This window comes from Rhodovarius crocodyli (assembly GCF_004005855.1).
Lineage (GTDB): Bacteria > Pseudomonadota > Alphaproteobacteria > Acetobacterales > Acetobacteraceae > Rhodovarius > Rhodovarius crocodyli.
Window position 1 is genome coordinate 45,273 of the sequence record NZ_SACL01000002.1, and the last position, 20,532, is coordinate 65,804.

Below are 20,532 nucleotides of genomic sequence, written 5' to 3' on the forward strand. Positions count from 1 at the left end.
GTCCACCCGCACTCGATTCAAGACTGGTTTCAGATTGAAACGCGGCGCCCGCTTTCATCCAGCGTGAACTCAGGCACCAGCCGGCCCAGCTGCGCGAGTGCCAGGGTGGTCTGGCCGGTGGTGGCCAGTGCTGCAAGCTCATCCATCGCGCGGCCGACCACCGCCACATCCCCGGTGCGGGGGGTGGCCATCAGCAGGCCCTGATAGGGGGTGGCGCGCGGCGGTTCCTGGCCGTGGAACAGCTCCTCATAGAGCTTTTCGCCGGGGCGCAGGCCGGTGAAGCGGATCTCCACATCCTCATCCGGGCGCAGGCCGGCGAGGCGGATCATCCGGCGCGCCATGTCCACGATCTTCACCGGGCTGCCCATGTCGAGCACGAAGATGCCGCCCTCACGCAGGGCCGGCAGCTCATGCACCGCCGCCGTGCCGACCACGGCCGCCTGCAGCACCAGCCCCACGGCCTCACGCACCGTCATGAAATAGCGGCGCATGTCGGGGTGGGTGACGGTCAGCGGGCCGCCGCGTTCCAGCTGGCGGCGGAACAGCGGCACGACGCTGCCGGTGCTGCCCAGCACATTGCCGAAGCGCACGGTGATGCAGCGCATGCCGCCCTCGCGCTGGCCCGCCAGGTCCAGCGCCTGGCAGTACATCTCGGCCAGGCGCTTGCTGGCGCCCATCACGCTGGTGGGGTTCACCGCCTTGTCGGTCGAGATGAACACCATGGCCATGCAGCCGGCCGCGCGCGCGGCATCGGCCACGATGCGCGTGCCCTGGGCATTGGTCAGCATGCCCTCCAGCGGGTCGGATTCGACCATGGGCACATGCTTCAGGGCCGCGGCGTGGAAGACGAGTTCCGGCTTCAGCGTCTCCATCAGCCGCTTGATGCGGGCGGCGTCCCGCACATCGGCGATGACGGCGCGGCGGGGCAGCTCGGGGTGGCGCTCCCGCAGTTCCAGGTCGATCTCATAGAGGGCGAATTCGCCATGGTCGAGCAAGGTCAGGCTGGCGGGGCCGAGGGCCGCGACCTGGCGCGACAGCTCCCCGCCGATGGTCCCGCCGGCACCCGTGACCAGCACGCGGCGGCCCTGGATGAGGCGGGCCATGCCCTCGCGGTCCAGCGGCACCTGCGGGCGGTCCAGCAGCTCCTCGATCGAGACCGGGCGCAGTTCAAGGCGCGGAGCCTCATCCGGGCGGGCGGCGTTGCCCAGCAGGGTGGGCTGGGGCGCGCGCTTCACCGCCACGCCGTGGTGGTCGGCGGCGTCCAGCATCGCCTCCAGCTCCGGCCCCTGCAGGTCGGAGCCGGCCAGCACGATCAGGGCCGGCAGGCGGTCCTCGGCGCGCAGGCGCTCCAGCACCGCGTCGGCTTCCTCGACCACGCCCAGGATCGGCAGGCCCTGGATGCGCCGGCCCGCCTGGCGGGAGCGGCGGGTCAGGATGCCGGTGATGCGGTAGCGGCTGGTGGGGTCGGCCTGGGCCGCGCGGATGAACAGGTCCGCGGCATCGGGCCCCGCGGCCAGCAGCACCTCGGTGGCCGGGTCGGCGTCGTCGCGGCTGGCGCGGCGCTGGGCGGCCAGCCGGGTGGCCACCCGCGCGCCCGACAGCACGAAGGTCAGCACCATGGCATGCAGCACGGAGAAGCGCGGGGTCGCCGGGTGCCAGGCATCGGTCAGCGTGACCAGCGCCCAGAAGGCGGGGGCCGCCAGCGCCGAGGCACCTGCGACGGCCAGCGCGTCGCTGAGGCTGGAGAAGCGCCAGTACTGCCGCGCGAGGCCGAGCGGCCAGCCGATGGCCAGCAGAAGGCCCGCGCAGGTCAGCAGGGCGATGGGCCACCACAGGCCGGGCGGGGCCACGCCGGGCGCCCCCACCCACAGGGCGATGGGCAGCGCCAGCATGGCCAGCGCGGCATCCACCAGGCAGTTCAGGACAATGCGACGCGGGGCGCTCTGGGCCATGCCCGGGCTATAGGCCCCGGGGCGGGGGCTTGCCAAGCAGCGCCGCATGTTGCGGAAGATCTCGCCCGGCCGACAGCCCGGCATAGAGGTTGCGCAGCGCCTCCGCCTGGGCACGCCAGCCGAAGCGGCCCAGGGCCGCCGCCCGCCCCTGGCTGCCGAGCCGCGCGCGCAGGGAAGGGACCGTCAGGCGGCGCACGGCGTCCGCGATGGCGAAGGGGTCCGCCACATCCACCAGCAGGCCGCATTCGGCCTGCCGCACCATGGTCGCGACCTCCGTCGCGAAATCGGGCGCGATGACGGGCAGCCCGGCCAGCATGCCGTCCGAGAGCTTGTGCGGCAGGGCCAGGCGGTGATTCTCATGGCCCGGCTGGAACAGCACCAGGTTGATGTCGCACCGCCCGGCCAGCGCCGCCATCTCGGCCTGCGGCAGCCAGCCATGCAGGGTGATGCGCCCGCTCAGGCCGCGCCGCGCGGCCTCTGCCTCGAATTCGGCCTGGGTGCCGTCGGTGAAGCGGCCGGCGACGGCCAGCCGCGCGTCCGCCGGGCCCAGCGACAGCGCCGCCAGCAGCTGCGGCCACCCCCGCGCGCGCGAGATCGCGCCCAGATGCAGCAGCGTGACAGGCCCCGGCGCATGGCGGCGCGGGGCCGTGCCGGGGTCACCGGCATAGTTGCGCACGGCCACGCAGTCGCGGCCGTAATCCTCGGCCAGCCCGTCCTTGGCCACGACCACCGCATCCGCCAGCCGGCCCATCAGGCGGCAGAACAGGCGCAGCGAGGCACGGCCCAGCGGGCGCGCCCAGCGGGGCAGGCGGTCGTCCAGCCGGCTGGGGTAATGCTCATGCACGTCGATCACCAGCCTGGCGGGCCGGGCCAGCCAGCCGGCCAGCCAGGAATCGGGTTCATGCGCGTGGATCACCCGCGCGCCGCGGGCCCGCGCCAGCCTGGAAAGCCGCCAGATGTGGCGGATACGCCCCCAGCGCCCCCGCGGCCGGGGGAAGCCCAGCAGCCGCACCCCTGCCGCCTGGGCGGGCATGCCGGGCGCCTCCGGGCTCAGATGCTCCACGGCCAGCCCCGCCTCGGCCAGGGCGGCGCCTTCCTTCAGCACGATCCGCACATCGGCGGGCGGATGGGCGGCGGACAGCATCAGCACATCAGGCAAGGGCGGCCTCCAGCGCGTCGCAGAAATGGGTGGCGTGCAGGCGGCGGTCCCAGCGGCGCAGCGCCTGGCCGCGGGCGGCGGCGCCCATCGACTGGCGGCGGCCCGGCGATGTCGCCAGATCGCGCAGCGCCCCGGCCAGGGCATGGACATCACCCGGCGGCACGGCGATGCCGCTCGGCCCCGCCTCGGCGCAGCGCGCGGCATGGCCCGGCGCGTTGGTCACCAGCGGCAGGCCGGCCGCCAATATGTCCATGATCTTGTTGGGGGCGGTGAGCTCCGCGAAGGCCGGGACATCGGCCAGCAGGTGCAGCCCGATCTGGCTTCCGGCGAACAGGCCGGCCAGCCGGCGCTTGGGCATGGGCGGCAGCAGGGTGACGTTGGAAAGCCCCTCCGCCGCGATGCGCGCGGCCAGATGCGCGGCCTGGCCGCCTTCGCCCACCAGCAGCAGGCGCAGCGGCACCCCGCGCAGCAGGGCCATGGCGTCCAGCGCCAGGTCCAGCCCGTTGGCGCGGCCCAGCGCGCCGGCATAGATCGCCAGCACCTCATGCGAGCCGGCCGCGTCCGGGCGCCACGGCGCGACATGCGGGCCGAACAGGTCGAGGTCCGCACCGTTCGGGATGGTATGGACCACCCGCGCCCCGCGCGCCCCGGCGATGCCGGCCATGCCCTCGCTCAGCGCCACCACGGCGGCGGCGCGGCGGCAGGCCAGGTCGGCCAGCTTCTCCATGCCCCACAGCAGCGGGCGGGGCACCCCGCCCATGGCGCGCGGCAATTCGGGCCAGGGGTCCCGCATCTCGAACACGAAGGGCGCGCGGGCGGCCAGCGCCGGCAGCACCACGGTCAGCGGGGTGGAGGAAGCCAGCACCAGGTCGAACTTCTCCCGCCGGGCCAGCCAGGCGGCGCGGGCGGCGAAGCGCAGGAAGGCCGGCAGCCGCGCCGCCATGCCCTGGGCATTGCCGCAGGGAATGGCGAATTCCACCACGCGGAAGCCCTGCACCTGCCCCTCGCGCCGGCCCAGCCGGAAGGGGCCGGAGAGCCCGGTCGCCGCACCGGCATACTGCCCGCAGGCGACCGTGACGCGGTGCCCGCGCTGCGCCAGGGCCCGGACCATGGCGAAGGAGCGGGTGGCGGTGCTGCCCTGGGGCGTCGAGAAATGCTGATGCAGATAGAGGAGCTTCAACGGCCGCAGGCGCGCCTGATCACCGTGATCACCCGGCCCTGGTCCTGCGCCGTCATCTGGCTGCCGGAAGGCAGGCAGAGGCCGTTCTCGAACAGCGCCGCCGCTACCTCGCCGCCCGCGCGCGGGGCGTCGCGGAAGGCGGGCTGCAGATGCAGCGGCTTGAACACGGGGCGGCTCTCGATGCCCTCGGCCGCCAGCGCCTCGCGCAGGGCCTCACGCGTCGTGCCGCTGGCGGCGGGGTCGACCGACAGCACCGTCAGCCAGCGATTGCCGCGCGCCCAGCCGGGTTCGGCGGTAAAGGACAGGCCCGCGACGCCGGACAGCGCCTCGCGGTAGCGTTCATGGACGGCGCGGCGGGCGGCCACCCGTTCCGGCAGGCGGCGCAGCTGCGCGAGCCCCACGGAGGCCAGCACGGAGGACATGCCGTAGGAGAAGCCCGTCGTCTCGTGCTGGTACAGCACGCTGTCCTCACGCGATTGCGCGGCCAGGCGGCGGGCCTGGGCGATCAGCCACGGGTCCTCGGAGGCCAGCGCGCCGCCGCCGCCGCAGGTGACGATCTTGTTGCCGTTGAAGCTGAAGGCCGCGAGCCGCGCCCCCAGCCCGGCATGCCCGCCGCGCTGCACGGAACCGAGGCTCTCGGCGCTGTCGGAAAGGACCGGCACGCCCCATTCGGCGCAGGCGGCCGTGATCGCCTGCATGTCCGCCGGCTGGCCATAGAGGTCGACCGTGACCACCGCGCGCGGCAGGCGCCCGCGCCGGGCGGCGGCCGAGAGCTCGGCACGGAGCAGAGCGGGGTCCAGCGTCCAGGTCGCGGGGTCCACATCCAGGAAGCGGGGCGTGGCGCCCATCTGCACCGCGGGGGCGACCGTGGCGATGAAGGTCAGGCTCGGGGCCCAGACCTCGTCGCCGGGCTGGATGCCCAGCAGGTGGAAGCCCAGGTGCAGCGCCGCCGTGCCGGAGGCGAGTGCGACCACATGCGGCATGCCGAGAACGGCGGACAGCTGGCCCTCGAAGGCCGCCAGCGCGGGGCCTGCGGGCGCCAGCCAGCCGCTGTCGATGGTGGCGCGCAGTTCCTCCAGCTCATCGCCCGCCAGATGCGGGGGGGAAAGCAGCAGCCGGGGCCGCTTTTCCTCCGCCGGGCGCGGCGTGGGAAACGGAATGACGGATGCCTGGCTGATGGCTTGGCCGGTGAGGGGGGTCATGTCCGCGACTTTGATGATGACATGACAATCACACGGTCGCGATTGTGGCGGCAAGGAAAATGCGCGCTACGCGTGCATATCTTTACAACCTCACTACCAATCCATCAGCCGTTCATCCCCATGCCATGGAAAGCACGGGGCAGACCCGTTCAGTTGGAGTGTCCCGGCCAGTTCAGGCGGGGTTCCTGCCTGCCGGAGGGGGCCGATTCGGCCGGGGCGCGGCTGGCGGAAAGCCGGACCTCGCCAGCGCGCGGCGGCGGGCCGGAGGTCAGGCGGGCGGAAATGGCGCGCAGTTCGGCCTGCATCTCGTCCAGCTGTGCCTCCATCCCCTCCAGCCGCGAGCGCAGCCCGTAGATGGAGAAGGGCATCAGCACGAAGCACAGCGCGACCAGCGCGATCGCGCCCAGGGCCACGGCGCCGGTCCAGGCGGGCAGGCCGGGCAGGGTCAGCGCGGCAACGACAGTTTCCAGGTTCATCCGCCGGTGACACTCATATGGCGCGACACCGCCGCCGGGCGCGCGCGTTCGATGACGAAATCATGCCCGCGCGGCTTGCGGGTGATGGCTTCCAGGATGGCCTGGCGCAGTTCCTCGTCCGAGGCGCCGTCGCGCAGGGGCGCGCGCAGGTCCGCGGCGTCGTCCTGGCCCAGGCACATGTACAGGGTGCCGGTGCAGGTCAGCCGCACGCGGTTGCAGGCCTCGCAGAAGTTGTGGGACATGGGGGTGATGAAACCCACGCGCGTGCCCGTCTCGGCCACGTCGTAGTAACGGGCGGGGCCGCCGGTCTGATAGCCGGTGGCGTTCAGCGTCCAGTTCAGCTTCAGCCGGGCACGCACCACATCCAGCGAGAGGAAGCGGTCGGTCCGGTCCTCCTCGATCTCTCCCATCGGCATGGTCTCGATCAGGCAGAGGTCGAATCCGTGGCGGCCGCACCATTCCAGCAGGCGATCGATCTCGTGCTCGTTCACGCCGCGCATCGCCACCGCGTTGATCTTGATGGCAAGCCCGGCGGCCTTGGCGGCCATGATGCCGTCCACCACCTGGTCCAGCTTGCCCCAGCGGGTGGCCTCGTGGAACTTGCCGGGGTCCAGCGTGTCGAGGCTGACATTGATGCGCCGGACGCCCGCCGCCACCAGCCCCTCGGCATGCTTGGCCAGCTGGGTGCCGTTGGTGGTGAGCGTCAGCTCCTCCAGCTCCCCATCCCGCCCCGTTGGGCCGATGCGCGTGCCCAGCCCCTCGATCAGGCTCATGACGTTGCGCCGGACCAGGGGTTCGCCCCCCGTGAGGCGGATCTTCTTCACGCCCAGGCCGATGAAGGCGCCGCACAGGCGCTCCAGCTCCTCAAGCGTCAGGACCTCCCGCTTCGGCAGGAAGGTCATGTCCTCGGCCATGCAATAGACGCAGCGCAGGTCGCAGCGGTCCGTCACGGAGACGCGCAGATAGGAGACCATGCGGCCAAAGGGATCGATCATCGCCCTGATTTGGGGCGCGGGGGCCGGTATAGGCAAGCCCCAGTTTGTGCCGATTTTTTCCGGCCCGCCTCAGCTGAACAGCGCGACGCTGCCCGAGGCGACCAGAACCGCCATGGCGAAGGGGCGGTACAGGCGCTCCGGCACCACATGGAACAGCCGCGCCCCGATCCGCACGGACAGCAGCATGACCGGCAGGGTGACGATCAGCCGGGCGATGGTGGTGGCATCCACCAGCCCGCCGACGATGGGCCCCACGACGGAAATGATGGCGATCAGCGCGAAGAACAGGATGAGGTTGGCGCGGTGGCGCTTCGCTTCCTCCTTGCCGGCCAGCAGGTACAGGATGACGGGCGGGCCCGACATGCCGGTGGCCCCCTTCAGCAGCCCCGCCGCCCCACCGACCGTCATGTTGAGCCATAGCGGGCGGGAGCCGTGATAGCGCCAGCCGCTCATGAGCAGGCAGCCGAAGACCAGCACCAGCGCGCCGATCGCGCGCCTGAGGTCGGTGGGGTCGGCCGCGAACAGCACCCAGGTGCCCAGCGGCATGGTCAGGAAGGCGGTGCCGCCGATGGGCAGGACCACGCGCCGGTCGGCATCGCGGAAGGCATGGGGCAGCATCTGGATGGAGATCAGCAACTCCATCAGCAGCATGACGGGCACGCCCTGCCAGGTGCCCCAGATGGTGGAATAGATCGGCGCCAGGATCACGGCCGTGCCGAAGCCGGCATAGCCGCGCATCAGCCCCGCCACGATGGTGCCCAGCACCGCACCCAGCATCGCCAGGCCGAAGATCTCGGCCCGCAGCGCGTCGAGGACCTCGCTCAATCCAGGATCTCCAGGTCCACCAGTGCCGCGTTGATCAGCACCTTGCCGATATTCTCGAAATTCACGGTCACGCGGTGCCCGATCACGGACTGCACCTGGCCTACCCCCCATTCCGGATGCGCGGGGTTGGTCACGCGCATGCCCGGTTCGATCAATGTCACGGCCCGATCCCCTGTAACAGGCGCCAGCATCGCCGAAGGCAAGGCTTCGTCAATCTGTGGGATGATACTGAAAGTGCTTCATGTCTTGCTGTGTCATGTAACAGGCCTCTCATGTCGTTGATCCGGCTGACGGAGTTCAACTGAACATGACGAGCCTTTTGACCTGTGGCCTGACAGATTGGCCGAAGCCGGAAGACCGCCCGGAGCGGTTTGTTCCGGCCAAGGAATTTAAGGAGTGCCGGATGTCAGAGCCGGAAGCGGAATACCCCCTGCGCCTCGCCAGCCTGGTTGCGGCGCGCCTGACGCATGACCTGTCCGGCCCGCTCGGCACCATCATGGCCACCGCCGGCATCGGCGGGGGCATGCGGTCCGACGAATTGCTGGCCGAGACGGTGACGGAGCTGCGCCTGCGCATGCACCTCTACGCCGCCGTGTTCGGCCGGGCGGAGGCATTGAGCTGGCAGGAAATGGCCGATCTGCTGCAGGGCGCGCCCGGCGCGCACCGGCTGCAGTTCCGCTTCCAGGTCCCCGACCTGGCGGCCGCCCAGCCCGAGGGCCTGACGCGGCTGGTGCTGGCCGCGGCCATGCTGGCCGGCGAGGCCCTGCCGCGCGGCGGCCAAGTCACGGTGATGGCCGAGCCGGGGCAGCCGATCATCCTGATGCCCGAGGGCCGCACCCCGGCCTGGCCGCACGGCTTCGTCACGCTGCTGGCCGGCGAGACCCCGCCCGAGGGGCTGAGCTCGCGCGGGGTGCTGGCACCCTGGCTCGTCGCGCAGGCGCGGGCAGGGGGCTTCCGCCTGTCGATGGGCTTCGGCGGGCCCGGCGCGGCGCCGCTGATGATGCTGCCGCCCGCCTGCTGAATACGCCGCCGCGGCGGCAGATTTCCGTCATCCGATTTACGCTTTCTTCGCCCTGTCACGCGCAAAACAACCCCGACCAACGGGGAACCGCGCATGGACGACCTGCTCGCAGACTTCCTGACCGAAACGAATGAGGGGCTGCAGAGCCTCGACGGAGCCTTGCTCTCGCTCGAGCGCAACCCCGATGACCCGGCCGTGCTGGCCGAGGTGTTCAGGACCATCCACACCATCAAGGGCACCTGCGGCTTTCTGGGCCTGCCGAGGCTGGAGAAGGTGGCCCATGCGGCGGAAAACGTGCTGGGCCGCTGGCGTGAGGGCTCCCTGCCTGTCACCGCCGCCGGCATCAGCCTGATCCTGCGCGCGGTGGACCGCATCAAGGCGATCGTGGCCGGCCTCGAAAGCGCCGGCGCCGAACCCGCCGGCGACGATGCGGAGATGATCGCGCTGCTCGACGCCGCCTTCCGTGGCGAGGAAGTGGCCGTGGACGGGCCTGCCGCCCCGCCGCAAGCCGAGGCGCCCGCGCCGGTGGCCGCCGTGGCTGAGCCGGAACCCGCGCCCGCCGCTGCCGCGCCCCAGCCCGCCGCCGCCGCGCAGCCGCCCGCCCAGCCCACCGAGGCCGGGCCGGGCAATGCGCCCCAGACCATCCGCGTGGCCGTGGATGTGCTGGAGGATCTGATGGTGCTGGTCAGCGAACTGGTGCTGACCCGCAACCAGCTGATGCAGCTGGCCCGCACCGAGACCAATTCCGCCTTCTCCGTGCCGCTGCAGCGCCTGTCGCAGATCACGTCCGACCTGCAGGACGGCGTGATGAAGACGCGCATGCAGCCCATCGGCAGCGCCTGGCAGAAGCTGCCCCGCCTGGTGCGCGATCTTTCCCATGACCTGGGCAAGAAGATCATCCTGGAGCAGCACGGCGCCGAGACCGAGCTCGACCGCCAGGTCATGGAGCTCATCAAGGACCCGCTGACGCATATGGTGCGCAACAGCGCGGACCATGGCCTCGAAGGCCCCGAGGAGCGCCGCGCCGCCGGCAAGCCCGAGACCGGCCGCATCACGCTGAACGCCTATCACGAAGGCGGGCACATCGTGATGGAGATCGGTGACGACGGCCGTGGCCTTTCCACCGCGCGCATCTCCGAGAAGGTGATCCGCCAGGGCCTGGCGACCGAGGCCGAGATCGCCTCGATGAGCGAGCAGGAAATCCATCGCTTCATCTTCCGCCCCGGCTTCTCCACCGCCGCCGCCATCACCTCCGTCTCCGGGCGCGGCGTGGGCATGGACGTGGTGAAGACCAACCTCGAACGCATCGGCGGCATCGTCGAGCTGCGTTCGCGCGAGGGCCGCGGCACCACCTTCACCATCAAGATCCCGCTGACGCTGGCGATCGCCGCCGCGCTGATCGTGGAAAGTGCGGGCGAACGCTTCGCCATCCCGCAGAACTCCGTGCTGGAGCTGGTGCGGGTGGGCGACGGCGACGGCCCGAAGATCGAGATGATCAAGTCCACCCCGGTGATGCGCCTGCGCGACCGGCTGCTGCCGCTGGTGAACCTCTCGCGCCTGCTGGCGCTGCAGGACCAGCCGGTCGCCGCCGGCGGCAGCTCCTTCGTGGTGGTCTCCCAGGTCGGCAGCCAGGTGTTCGGCATCATGGTCGACCGCGTGTTCGACACCGAGGAAATCGTGGTGAAGCCGGTGGCGCCCATCCTGCGGGACGTGACCATGTTCTCGGGCAACACCATCCTGGGCGACGGCTCCGTCATCATGATCCTCGACCCGAACGGCATCGCGCGCGGCACGGGGCTGGGCGTCGAGACCAACGGCGAGGCCGCGGCCACCCTGACCGCCGCCACCCGCTCCGCCGAAAGCCGCGACCACACGGCCGTGCTGCTGTTCCGCGCCGGCGAGGGCGCGCCCAAGGCCGTGCCGCTCGGGCTGATCGCGCGGCTGGAGGACCTGCCGGCCGAGCGCATCGAGCAGGCGGGCGACAGCCTGGTCGTGCAGTACCGGGGCAGCCTGATGCCGCTGATCCCGCTCTCCGGCTATGGCGCGGTCATGCCGGCGCCGGGCAGCAAGCAGGCGGTCCTCGTCTTCGGCGACGGCGCCCATTCGATGGGGCTGATGGTCGATGAGATCCTGGACGTGATGGAAACCCAGCTCGTCATCGACGGGGCAGGGGCGCGCCAGGGCTTCCTCGGCAGCTCGGTCATCGCGGACAAGGTGACGGAGGTGCTGGACTGCGCCTACTGGCTGCACCAGGGCGGTGCGGACTGGTTCTCGGCCACCGCCAAGGCCAAGGAAGTGACCCGCAAGCCGCGCGTGCTGCTGGTGGAGGACAGTTCCTTCTTCCGCAACCTGGTGGTGCCGGCCCTGTCGGCCGCGGGCTATGCCATCACCGGCCTGCCCAACCCGCGTGAGGCGCTGCGCCTGCGTGAGGCGGGGGAGATGTTCGACATCATCCTGTCGGACATCAACATGCCGGAGATGGACGGGCTGCAGTTCGTGCGCGCCATCCGCGACGGCGGGCCCTGGCAGGAGCTGCCGGTGATCGCGCTCTCCGCCCAGGCGGAACCCGATGACGTGGAGGCGGGCCGCGAGGCCGGCTTCACCGACTATGTCGCCAAATACGACCGCGACGCCCTGATCGGCGCACTGACCCAGGCGATCGAGCTGCAGGTCTTCGCGCGTTCCATCGACAGCCCGGTGTGAGGAGCACGCCCATGCAGACCGATACCCTGACCCGCCCCTCCGGCGCCGGCAACATGGCCAGCGGCAACCTGGCGCTGGGTGCCGATGCCGACCACATGGTCCTGACCCTGACGGTGGCGGGCCAGCTGTGCGGCGTGCCGGCGCTTGCGGTGCGCGACGTGCTGGGCCAGCAGGCCATCACGCGCATCCCGCTGGCCCCGCCCGAAGTCGCGGGCAGCCTGAACCTGCGCGGCCGCATCGTGACGGCCATCGACCTGCGCCGCCGCCTGCACCTGGCGCCGTGGGAGGCCGGGGCCAAGCCCATGTCCGTCGTCGTCGAGCATCAGGGGGAGCTGTATTCCCTGCTCGCCGACCAGGTGGGCGAAGTGCTGTCCCTGAACCCGGCCGAGCGCGCGGCCAACCCGCCCACGCTGGATGCCTCCTGGAAGGAGGTGTCGCTCGGCGTGCACCGCCTGGGGGAGAGCCTTCTCGTGGTGCTCGACGTCGAACGCCTGATGCGGATCGGCTGAGGAGAACGCCCCCATGACCATTCCTGTCACCATTCCCGCCCTTGTCGTCGACGACAGCACGGTGGTGCGCAAGGTGGCGCGCCGTATCCTGGAAAAGCACGGCTTCTCCATCCGCGAGGCCGCCGATGGCCAGCAGGCGCTGGATGCGGTGGCCGAGGACATGCCCAGGCTGGTCCTGCTCGACCGCAACATGCCGGTGATGGACGGCATCGAGTTCCTGAAGCGGCTGCGCGACACCTATGGCTCCAGCGAGCCGACGGTCGTGATGTGCACCACCGAGGCCGCGCAGGACCGCATCATGGAAGGGCTGGAGGCGGGGGCCGACGAATACGTCATGAAGCCCTTCGACGAGGCCATCCTGATGGACAAGCTGTCCATGGTGGGGCTGGCGCCCGAGGGCTTCGACCCGGACGCGCCCGGATGACGGCCCCCCCGAAGCTGCGCGTGATGCTGTGCGACGACAGTCTTGTCGTGCGCGGCGCGCTGGCGCGCATTCTCGAGGCCGATCCCGCCATCTCCGTGGTGGCGCGGGTGGGCGACGGCCAGGCCGCGCTCAAGGTGATGGAGACGGCACCGCCCCAGGAACGCCCGCAGGTCATCCTGCTGGACCTGGAAATGCCGGTGATGGACGGCATGACCGCCCTGCCGCTGCTGCTGAAGCGTGAGCCGCGCCCGGTGGTGATCGTGGCGAGCGCCCTGACCCAGCGCGGTGCCGCCACGACCATGGCCGCCATGCGCGCGGGGGCCGCCGACTATATCCCGAAGCCCACCTCCTCCGGCGGGATGGGCGGGCTGGCCGACCCGGCCTTCCATGCGGAGCTGCTGGCCAAGGTGAAGGGCTGGGCCCGCATGGCCGGCCGCGCGCCCGTGGCCGCCGCACCGCGCCCGGCAGCGGCCGGGCCCGTGCTGAAGGTGCCGCCGCGGCTGATCGCCATCGGTTCCTCCACCGGCGGTCCGCAGGCGCTGGCCGCCTTCGTCCGCCGCCTGCCGCGCCGCCTGCCGGTGCCGGTGGTGGTGGTGCAGCACATGCCCGCGGGCTTCACCGCCATGCTGGCGCAGCACCTGGACGCCTTGGGCGGGCCGCGCTGCAAGGAAGCCGAGGAAGGCGACGTGCTGCAGCCCGGGCACCTGTATGTGGCCCCGGGCGACCGGCACATGCTGCTGCGCAAGCTCGGCTCCGCCGCGCCGAGCATCACGCTCACCACCGACCCGCCCGAGAATTTCTGCCGGCCGGCCGTGGACCCGATGCTGCGCTCCGCCGCACCCATCTACGGGCGGGAGATGGTGGCCGTGATCCTGACCGGCATGGGCCAGGACGGGCTGAAGGGCTGCCAGTCCGTGGCGCGGGCCGGCGGCGCCGTCCTGGCGCAGGACGAAGCAAGCTCCGTCGTCTGGGGCATGCCGGGGGCGGTCAGCAAGGCCGGGCTGCCCGGCCTGCAGGCCCCGCCCGAAGCCCTCGCCGACCAGATCCTCTCCTCTCTCAAGGTGCCCGCATGAACCCCGCGACCTTCCAGTTCCTCGCCGGCATCGTGAAGGAACGCTCCGGCGGCGTGCTGACGGCCGACCAGGCCTATATGCTCGACACGCGCCTCGCCTCCCTGCTGAAGCGGGAGGGCCTGCCCAACCTCGATGCGCTGGCGATGAAGCTGCGCTCCCCCCTCGCGTCCAACCTGGCGCAGGAGATGACGGAGCTTCTGACCACCAACGAGAGCCACTTCTTCCGCGACGGCAAGCCGTTCGACTATCTGCGCGCCGTGCTGCCGGAACTGCACAAGGCCCGCGCGCCGGGCCTGCCGATCCGCATCTGGTCCGCCGCCTGCTCCACCGGGCAGGAGGCCTATTCCATCGCCATCATCATCAATGAACTGCAGGATGCGGGCGATGCCGGGTGGAAGACCAGGCGCTTCGAGATCTTCGGCACCGACCTGACCAAGGCGGTGGTGGACCGCGCGCGGGAGGGCATCTTCACCCAGTTCGAGGTGCAGCGCGGCCTGCCGGTGCGGCAGCTGATGAAGCATTTCCAGCAGGTGGAAGGGCGCTGGCGCGCGCAAGACCGGCTGCGGAACCTGATGCGGTTCCAGCAGGCGAACCTGCTGCATGACCTGCGGGGCTTCGGCAAGTTCGACCTGATCTTCTGCCGCAACGTGCTGATCTATTTCGACCTGCCCACCAAGGCGCGGGTGCTGAACGCGTTGGCGGGGCAGTTGGCGCCGGATGGCGCGCTGTTCCTGGGCGCTGCCGAAACCGCGATGGGCATCACCGACCGGCTGGAGCCGATCGGGGGGCAGCGGGGGATTTATCACGCGGCGGCGGCGGCCGGGCAGGTGAGGGCGAGGGCGTAGCCCCGGACCCCAGCCAGGGGCTCTGCCCCTGGCGACCCCGCCAAAGGCCGAAAGGCCTTTGGAAACCATGGATTGGTGTTTATTCGACGGGCGCGTGCATGCTCATTTCAACCACATGAGCGCAGTGTCCGAGAAAGAATGTGAAATTGGTCTCGCGGTCGGTCCTGCCACGGTAGGTCAGGTTGAAGCGAGGCTGACGATACGGACCGCCGGGAATGCCGGTCGGAATCGTGTCGGGGCCGGGCTCGCCGAAGACGCGACGGACAGCATCGGCGGTGAGACAGGGGCTGGCGCCGTCAAGCTGAAGACGGAAGCTGAACCTCCTGCGCCAGGGCGGAAGGTAGGCGAGGCCCTGCCGGTACACAGCCATGAAGCCCGTCGGCGAGAGAGTCCCACGCAGCTGGAAGGTTTCGCTGTGTGGATTCGTGTAGGTCTGGTGCCCACCCACCCATAGTCCCAACGTGTTGAGCGTCTGGTCGCGATCCATGATGCCGCGTCGGGCCAGGGCATGCAGCCGGCTAAGCAAGGCATCGGCGCTGACCCGCGTGCGGCTGGACGTCCGGCCAAGATGGAGACTGCTGAGGACATCGCTGCGCCTGATGGACAGACGCCCTCCTGGCTGTCGGGTGACGATGTGCAGTACCGGCTCGTAGTCGAGCGAATCAGGGTCTGAGGCGATGAAGGCACCGGTCTGGCCGTCTGCCGATAATGCCATGGCCTGCACATGCGTGCGCAAGCCGGCGCGCCCCGCACTGGTAGGCACACCGCCATCCGGCCTGTCAACGATCTCCACATCGTCGACCGGCTGCGTCCAGGGCGGTGGACCAGGATGGTTGTCTGGGATCTGTGGCGAATTCGCCACCAGGAAGGTACGCGCGCCTGCCGACACCGCACCACGCCATATCTCACTGAGCGATGCGTCGTTTAGCAGCGAAACGATTGGCGCATGCCCCGGGACCAACACCGTCTCTTCCAGCCCGCCGCCGACGCGCGACCAGCCGAACAGCCGCACCGTGCCATCCGGCTCGATCGGCCGAGTGCGGACCGACTGAAAAAACGGCGTGGTCCAGCGCCCGACCTCGGTGGCCTGCTGGCCATCGACGGCGAGCAGCCGGTACAGGCAGCAATCGGGCAGCGGCGTGTGCCGAACCAGGACCAGGACGCGGCCATCCGCATGAAAGCCGAAAGCGAGATGCTCTTCCCTGGTCTCGGCCCGGACGATGTGGCGGCCCGTCTCCTGGCCCGTTGTCAGGTCGTATTCAACGAGCGAGCTACCCACACCAATCAAGGTAAGTGCGCGACGGCTATCAGGGGAAATCGCGATGGCTTCCAGCCGCTCCGGGATAGGCATTGTCTGGCGCAGGATTTCCCCTGTGGCGCTGTCCACGAGGGCCATTGCTGAGCGTCTGGCGCCCGGTCTGCCATCGGTGTCGGCCCCAAAGCTGATCAGCAGGAGGCTGCCATCTGGCGACACGGCGAGACTGTCCGGCTGACCATTGTATGGAGCTGTACCAGAGGAAGCCGCCAAGGGGGGCGGAAGCGCGACCTCGCAGCCCGCTGTCAAGAGAAAGAGAAATGTTGAGATGACCTTGAACAACGGCCGGACCCGCCCTCTCGACATGGAGTGATAGGGTAAATTGCCCCGGTCCATTTATCCAGCTCGCCACATCCGCAGTAATAGGGTTGTCCCCAAACAGCAGGCAGGTCCAGGAGACACTGTCTCCTGGCGGGGGTGTCGGGGGCGGCGCCCCTGACATACGCCCTCACCAATTGACGTTTCCTCCCTCCGCTGCGAAGCACGTCCTCCGGAGAACGAACATGACCCTGCAAGCCACCATCGAAGCCCTTTGGGAACGCCGCGACACCATCAATTCCGGCACGCAAGGCGAAGCGCGCGAGGCGGTCGAGGCCGCGCTCGAGATGCTCGACCGCGGCCAGGCCCGCGTGGCCGAGCCCGGCGCCGAGGGCTGGGTGGTCAACCAGTGGCTGAAGCAGGCGGTCCTGCTCAGCTTCCGCCTGACCGACAGCGCGCCGATGGAGACCGGCATCGGTTCCTACGACAAGGTACCGCTGAAGTGGGAAGGCTGGGGTGAGAACCGCTGGAAAGAGGCCGGCTTCCGCGCCGTGCCGGGTGCCATCGCCCGCCGTTCCGCCTTCATCGCGCCGAATGTGGTGCTGATGCCCTCCTTCGTGAATCTCGGCGCCTATGTCGGCGCGAACACGATGGTCGATACCTGGGCGACGGTGGGTTCCTGCGCGCAGATCGGCAAGAACGTGCACCTCTCGGGCGGTGTCGGCATCGGCGGCGTGCTGGAGCCGCTGCAGGCCAACCCGGTGGTGATCGAGGATGATTGCTTCATCGGCGCCCGTTCCGAGGTGGTCGAGGGCGTGATCGTCGAAAAGGGCTCCGTGCTGTCGATGGGCGTGTTCCTGTCGGCCACGACCAAGATCATCGACCGCAACACCGGTGAGATCTTCATCGGCCGCGTGCCTTCCTATTCGGTCGTGGTGCCGGGCAGCCTGCCGGGCAAGCCGCTGCCGGACGGCACGCCGGGCCCCAGCCTGTACTGCGCCGTGATCGTGAAGCGCGTGGACGCCCAGACCCGCAGCAAGACCAGCATCAACGACCTGCTGCGTGACTGACCCGGTGGCGGCGGCCAAGGCCGAAGGCGCCGCCGCGGCGCGCGACGCGCTGGCCCTCGCCCAGGCGCTGATCCGCCGCCGCAGCGTCACCCCCGCCGATGACGGCGCGCTTGACGTGGTCCAGGGCGCGCTGGAATCGCTGGGCTTCCAGTGCTGGCGCCTGCCCTTCGCCGAGGTGGACAACCTGTTCGCCCGGCGCGGCACCGCCGGCCCGCATTTCTGCTTCGCCGGCCACACCGATGTGGTGCCGCCGGGCGACGAGGCGCTGTGGCGCCACCCGCCCTTCGGCGCCGAGGTGCATGACGGCGTGCTGTACGGCCGTGGCGCGCAGGACATGAAGGGCGACATCGCCGCCTTCATCGCCGCCATCCCGGACGATCTGCCCGGCAGCCTTTCCCTGCTGATCACGGGCGATGAGGAAGGCCCCTCGGTCAACGGCACCGTGAAGGTGCTGGAATGGATGGCCGCCAACGGCCAGATCCCCGACGCCTGCCTGGTGGGTGAGCCCACCAGCAAGGCCGTGCTGGGGGACACGCTGAAGATCGGCCGTCGCGGCAGCATGAACGCCTATGTCACCGTGCATGGCACCCAGGGCCACAGCGCCTATCCGCAAAAGGCCGACAACCCGGTGCACCGGCTGGTGGCGGCCATCGCGGAGCTGACCTCCAAGCCGATCGACGACGGCAGCGAGTGGTTCGAGGCGACGACGCTGCAGGTGACCGGGTTGCAGGTGGACAACACCGCCACCAACGTCATCCCGGCCGAGGCGCGCTGCTTCCTCAACATCCGCTTCAACGAGCGCCACACCAGCGCGAGCCTGACCGAGCACCTGCGCGAAGTGCTGGCCCGCCACGCCCCCCGCCACGATCTGCGCGTTGTGGTCAGCGGCGAAAGCTTCGTGACCCAGCCCGGCCCCTTCGTGGATGCGCTGGTGAAGGCCACGGCCCGCGCCACCAACATCACGCCCCAGCTCGACACCGGCGGCGGCACCTCCGATGCGCGCTTCATCACGCGCTATTGCCCGGTGGCGGAGCTCGGCCTGGTCGGCAGCACCATGCACAAGACCGATGAATGCGTGCCGGTGGCGGAGCTTGAGGCGCTGTCCCGCCTCTACGCCAACGTGATCCGGGAGTTCTTCTCCTGATCCCCGCATCGCGTCACGTCGTGGCCGGGCTGATGGGCGCGGGCCTGCTCGCGCGCGGGCAGGGGCTGGGCATGGCCGCCTTCGACGGCTCACCGCAGGAGGTGCGCCGCAGCTTCTGGGCGGCGGCGCTGAGCTTTCCGCTGTTCTTCGCGCTGGCGCGGATCGCCGGCGTGGACGAGCCCGTCAGCTTCCCCTGGCTGCGGGAGGCATTGAGCTTCACCATCACCTGGGTCGTCTTCGCGCTGATGTCGGAGCGCATGGCCACCGTCTCCGGCTATGGCCGCAACTGGCCGCGCTTCATGTCGGCCTGGAACTGGTCGAACCTGATCCAGTACGCGGTGCTGCTGGCCGCCACCATTCCCGGCCGCTTCGTGCCCGATGTCGCGGAGCAGATCGTCTCCCTGGTCGCGGTGGGCTATGCGCTGTGGCTGGAATGGTTCGTGACGCGGCAGGCGCTGGGCGTGCCAGGGCCGATGGCGGTGCTGTTCGTGGTGCTGGATGTGGCGCTGGGGCTGTTCATCCATGGGCTGATCGGGGGGTAGGGCTCACCCATTGAGGGGCTCTGCCCCTCAAACTCCCCGCCAGGAGATAATATCTCCGGGACCTGATAATAGTTTGGCGCCTTACCTTCGCAGGTGGGGCGCCATTTTCATTATAAATATCAATGAGAAAAACATTGGCAATGGTGAGTGCCAACTGCCTGGGTCCAGGGCCGCTACGGTCCTGGCGGGGACGCAAGGGGCAGGGCCCCTTGCTGGAAGCCTGAGGGCAAAGCCCTCAGCCCATCTTCATCCCCCAGAACACCAGGATGTGGTCCGCCACCACATCGGTCAGCCGCGTCGAGTGCGCCATCATGATCTGGTACGAGCCGAGCGGAATGATGAACACGTCATCATAGGCGATGCGCTGGATGCGCTCGACGATCTGCATCTGCTTCGCCCGGTCGGTCTCATTCGCGAAGGCGTCGCGCAGGGTCTCGATCTCGGCGTTTTCCGCCCAGCCGACATAGCCGCGCCGGCCGCGCCCATCCACGTTCAGGTTCATGATGGGGCTCAGCAGATCCAGGTCGCTCCAGATGCCCCAGGCGATGGACCAGCCGCCCTCGGCGATCGGCGCGGGGCGCGCGCGGCGGGCCAGCAGGCTGTTCCAGTCCATGCTGTCCACCCGCACCTTCATGCCGATGCTTTTCAGCACCTGCTCGGTCAGCGGCGCCAGCGCGCTGGCATTGGCGAGGTCCGCGGGGTGCAGGATCACCACCTCCTCGCCGTTGTAGTTGCCCTCACGCAGCAGGGCGCGGGCGCGGTCCAGGTTCTGGCCGGTGGGGGCGCCCGCATCGGTGGCATAGGGGCTGTCGCAGGTGAAGATGGCGCGGCACTCGCGCACCAGGCTGTCGTCGCCGACCTGGGCGGCCAGGTAGTCGCGCTGGCTGACGGCGTTCAGCACCGCCTGGCGGATCGGCTTGCGGTCGAAGGGCGCGTTCAGCCAGTTCAGCCGCATCAGCTGGGTATTGCCCGCGCCGCGGCGGGCGATGCGGATGTTCCGGTTGCGCCGCATCAGCTGCAGCATCTCGGGCGAGACGCCCTCGATCAGCTGGATCTCGCCGGTCTGCAGCGCGCTGGCGGCGGTCTGCTGGTCCGTGATCTCGCGCCATTCGATGCGGTCGAAGTGCACCACCTTGCCGCCCGCCAGGCCGCTCGGCGGTTCCGCGCGCGGCACATAGCGGTCGAAGCGCTCATACACCACGCGGTCGCCGGAGCGATGCTCGGCCGCCACGAAGCGGAAGGGGCCGGAGCCCACCACCTCGGTGATGCGCTGGTCCTCGGGGATGTTCACGATGCGGGCGGGCAGGATGAAGGGCACCGGGCCGCCGGGCTTGGCGAGCGTTTCCAGCACCAGCCCGTAGGGGCGCTTCAGCACCAGGCGGAAGCTGCTGGCGTCGATGGCCTCCAGCTTCTCGGACGCATTCATCAGCCGCGTGCCCATCAGGTCACGCTTCCACCAGCGCTGGAGGGAGGCGATGCAGTCCGCCGAGGTGACCGGCGCGCCGTCATGGAAGAACAGCCCGTCGCGCAGGGTGAAGGTATAGGTCAGCTGGTCGGGCGAGACGGTGAATGCCCGCACCATCTGCGGCTGGGGCTGCATGTTCTTGTCCATGGCGAACAGCGTGTCGTAGACGAGGTAGCCATGGTTGCGGGTGATGTAGGCGGTGGTCGCGAAGGGATCGAGCACGCCCAGCACCGCATGCATCACCACCTTCAGGGTGCGCGGGCCGGTCTGGGCCATGGCGGGTGTGGTGGCCGCCATGCCGGCGGCGGCGGCGCCCATGAGGCCGCGCCGGCCCGTGCTGAAACCTGTCATCGTGAACATCCCTGTCTTGTTGT

General features: G+C 70.1%; 19 protein-coding genes. 9 read left to right on the top strand and 10 right to left on the bottom strand.

Annotation, left to right across the window (positions count from 1 at the left end):
* Positions 1-29: 29 nt before the first annotated feature.
* From EOD42_RS06210 to EOD42_RS06245, 8 genes are all read right to left on the bottom strand, one after another.
* Positions 30-1,952 carry a polysaccharide biosynthesis protein gene (locus EOD42_RS06210; RefSeq protein ID WP_127786653.1) on the bottom strand — a complete coding sequence of 641 codons (1,923 nt, stop codon included), beginning with the start codon at positions 1,950-1,952 and terminating at the stop codon, positions 30-32.
* Positions 1,953-1,959: 7 nt separating this feature from the next.
* Complete coding sequence (locus EOD42_RS06215; RefSeq protein ID WP_240655083.1) at positions 1,960-3,102, bottom strand: glycosyltransferase; 1,143 nt, start codon at positions 3,100-3,102, stop codon at positions 1,960-1,962.
* Position 3,103: 1 nt separating this feature from the next.
* Complete coding sequence (locus tag EOD42_RS06220) at positions 3,104-4,291, bottom strand: glycosyltransferase family 4 protein (protein WP_240654985.1); 1,188 nt, start codon at positions 4,289-4,291, stop codon at positions 3,104-3,106.
* Entirely contained in the window at positions 4,288-5,493 is a 1,206-nt protein-coding gene (locus EOD42_RS06225) for a DegT/DnrJ/EryC1/StrS family aminotransferase (RefSeq protein WP_127786655.1), read from the bottom strand. The genes EOD42_RS06220 and EOD42_RS06225 overlap by 4 nt, the downstream gene beginning before the upstream one ends.
* A 149-nt stretch (positions 5,494-5,642) precedes the next feature.
* Positions 5,643-5,969, bottom strand: coding sequence for a hypothetical protein (locus EOD42_RS06230; RefSeq protein WP_127786656.1), 327 nt, complete (start codon positions 5,967-5,969; stop codon positions 5,643-5,645).
* On the bottom strand, positions 5,966-6,964 hold the full coding sequence (gene moaA / locus EOD42_RS06235) for a GTP 3',8-cyclase MoaA (RefSeq protein ID WP_127786657.1): 999 nt from the start codon (positions 6,962-6,964) through the stop codon (positions 5,966-5,968). Before moaA ends, EOD42_RS06230 begins: the two co-directional genes overlap by 4 nt.
* Positions 6,965-7,033: 69 nt before the next feature.
* Positions 7,034-7,789 carry a sulfite exporter TauE/SafE family protein gene (locus EOD42_RS06240; protein ID WP_127786658.1) on the bottom strand — a complete coding sequence of 252 codons (756 nt, stop codon included), beginning with the start codon at positions 7,787-7,789 and terminating at the stop codon, positions 7,034-7,036.
* On the bottom strand, positions 7,786-7,950 hold the full coding sequence (locus EOD42_RS06245) for a DUF3553 domain-containing protein (protein ID WP_408902139.1): 165 nt from the start codon (positions 7,948-7,950) through the stop codon (positions 7,786-7,788). Before EOD42_RS06245 ends, EOD42_RS06240 begins: the two co-directional genes overlap by 4 nt.
* Before the next feature lie 242 nt (positions 7,951-8,192).
* On the opposite strand from EOD42_RS06245, the gene EOD42_RS06250 reads away from it, so the two are divergent.
* The 6 genes from EOD42_RS06250 (at position 8,193) to EOD42_RS06275 (ending at position 14,364) form a co-directional block, all read left to right on the top strand.
* Positions 8,193-8,810 carry a histidine phosphotransferase family protein gene (locus tag EOD42_RS06250; protein WP_164867811.1) on the top strand — a complete coding sequence of 206 codons (618 nt, stop codon included), beginning with the start codon at positions 8,193-8,195 and terminating at the stop codon, positions 8,808-8,810.
* A gap of 93 nt (positions 8,811-8,903) precedes the next feature.
* Positions 8,904-11,513 (top strand): hybrid sensor histidine kinase/response regulator, encoded by a 2,610-nt coding sequence (locus EOD42_RS06255; protein WP_127786660.1) that lies wholly within the window; start codon positions 8,904-8,906, stop codon positions 11,511-11,513.
* A gap of 11 nt (positions 11,514-11,524) precedes the next feature.
* The gene (locus tag EOD42_RS06260; RefSeq protein WP_127786661.1) at positions 11,525-12,022 is read left to right on the top strand and encodes a chemotaxis protein CheW; all 498 of its coding nucleotides are present in this window, start codon (positions 11,525-11,527) and stop codon (positions 12,020-12,022) included.
* A 13-nt stretch (positions 12,023-12,035) separates the two neighbouring features.
* Complete coding sequence (locus EOD42_RS06265; protein WP_127786662.1) at positions 12,036-12,446, top strand: response regulator; 411 nt, start codon at positions 12,036-12,038, stop codon at positions 12,444-12,446.
* Positions 12,443-13,519 (top strand): chemotaxis-specific protein-glutamate methyltransferase CheB, encoded by a 1,077-nt coding sequence (gene cheB, locus EOD42_RS06270; protein WP_240654991.1) that lies wholly within the window; start codon positions 12,443-12,445, stop codon positions 13,517-13,519. Before EOD42_RS06265 ends, cheB begins: the two co-directional genes overlap by 4 nt.
* On the top strand, positions 13,516-14,364 hold the full coding sequence (locus EOD42_RS06275; RefSeq protein WP_127786663.1) for a CheR family methyltransferase: 849 nt from the start codon (positions 13,516-13,518) through the stop codon (positions 14,362-14,364). Before cheB ends, EOD42_RS06275 begins: the two co-directional genes overlap by 4 nt.
* 79 nt (positions 14,365-14,443) lie before the next feature.
* Here the strand turns inward: EOD42_RS06275 and EOD42_RS06280 are convergent, their stop codons facing one another.
* On the bottom strand, positions 14,444-15,760 hold the full coding sequence (locus EOD42_RS06280; protein ID WP_127786664.1) for a hypothetical protein: 1,317 nt from the start codon (positions 15,758-15,760) through the stop codon (positions 14,444-14,446).
* A 422-nt stretch (positions 15,761-16,182) separates the two neighbouring features.
* On the opposite strand from EOD42_RS06280, the gene dapD reads away from it, so the two are divergent.
* The 3 genes from dapD to EOD42_RS06295 are packed head-to-tail and all read left to right on the top strand — an operon-like array spanning position 16,183 to position 18,693.
* On the top strand, positions 16,183-17,007 hold the full coding sequence (gene dapD / locus EOD42_RS06285) for a 2,3,4,5-tetrahydropyridine-2,6-dicarboxylate N-succinyltransferase (protein ID WP_127786665.1): 825 nt from the start codon (positions 16,183-16,185) through the stop codon (positions 17,005-17,007).
* Positions 17,000-18,151, top strand: a complete 1,152-nt coding sequence (gene dapE / locus EOD42_RS06290) for a succinyl-diaminopimelate desuccinylase (protein WP_240654993.1) — start codon at positions 17,000-17,002, stop codon at positions 18,149-18,151. The genes dapD and dapE overlap by 8 nt, the downstream gene beginning before the upstream one ends.
* A 20-nt stretch (positions 18,152-18,171) precedes the next feature.
* Complete coding sequence (locus EOD42_RS06295; RefSeq protein WP_127786666.1) at positions 18,172-18,693, top strand: hypothetical protein; 522 nt, start codon at positions 18,172-18,174, stop codon at positions 18,691-18,693.
* Positions 18,694-18,928: 235 nt separating this feature from the next.
* Here EOD42_RS06295 and EOD42_RS06300 read toward each other — a convergent pair whose 3' ends face one another.
* Entirely contained in the window at positions 18,929-20,509 is a 1,581-nt protein-coding gene (locus EOD42_RS06300) for an ABC transporter substrate-binding protein (RefSeq protein WP_240654996.1), read from the bottom strand.
* Between the last annotated feature and the right edge of the window lie 23 nt (positions 20,510-20,532).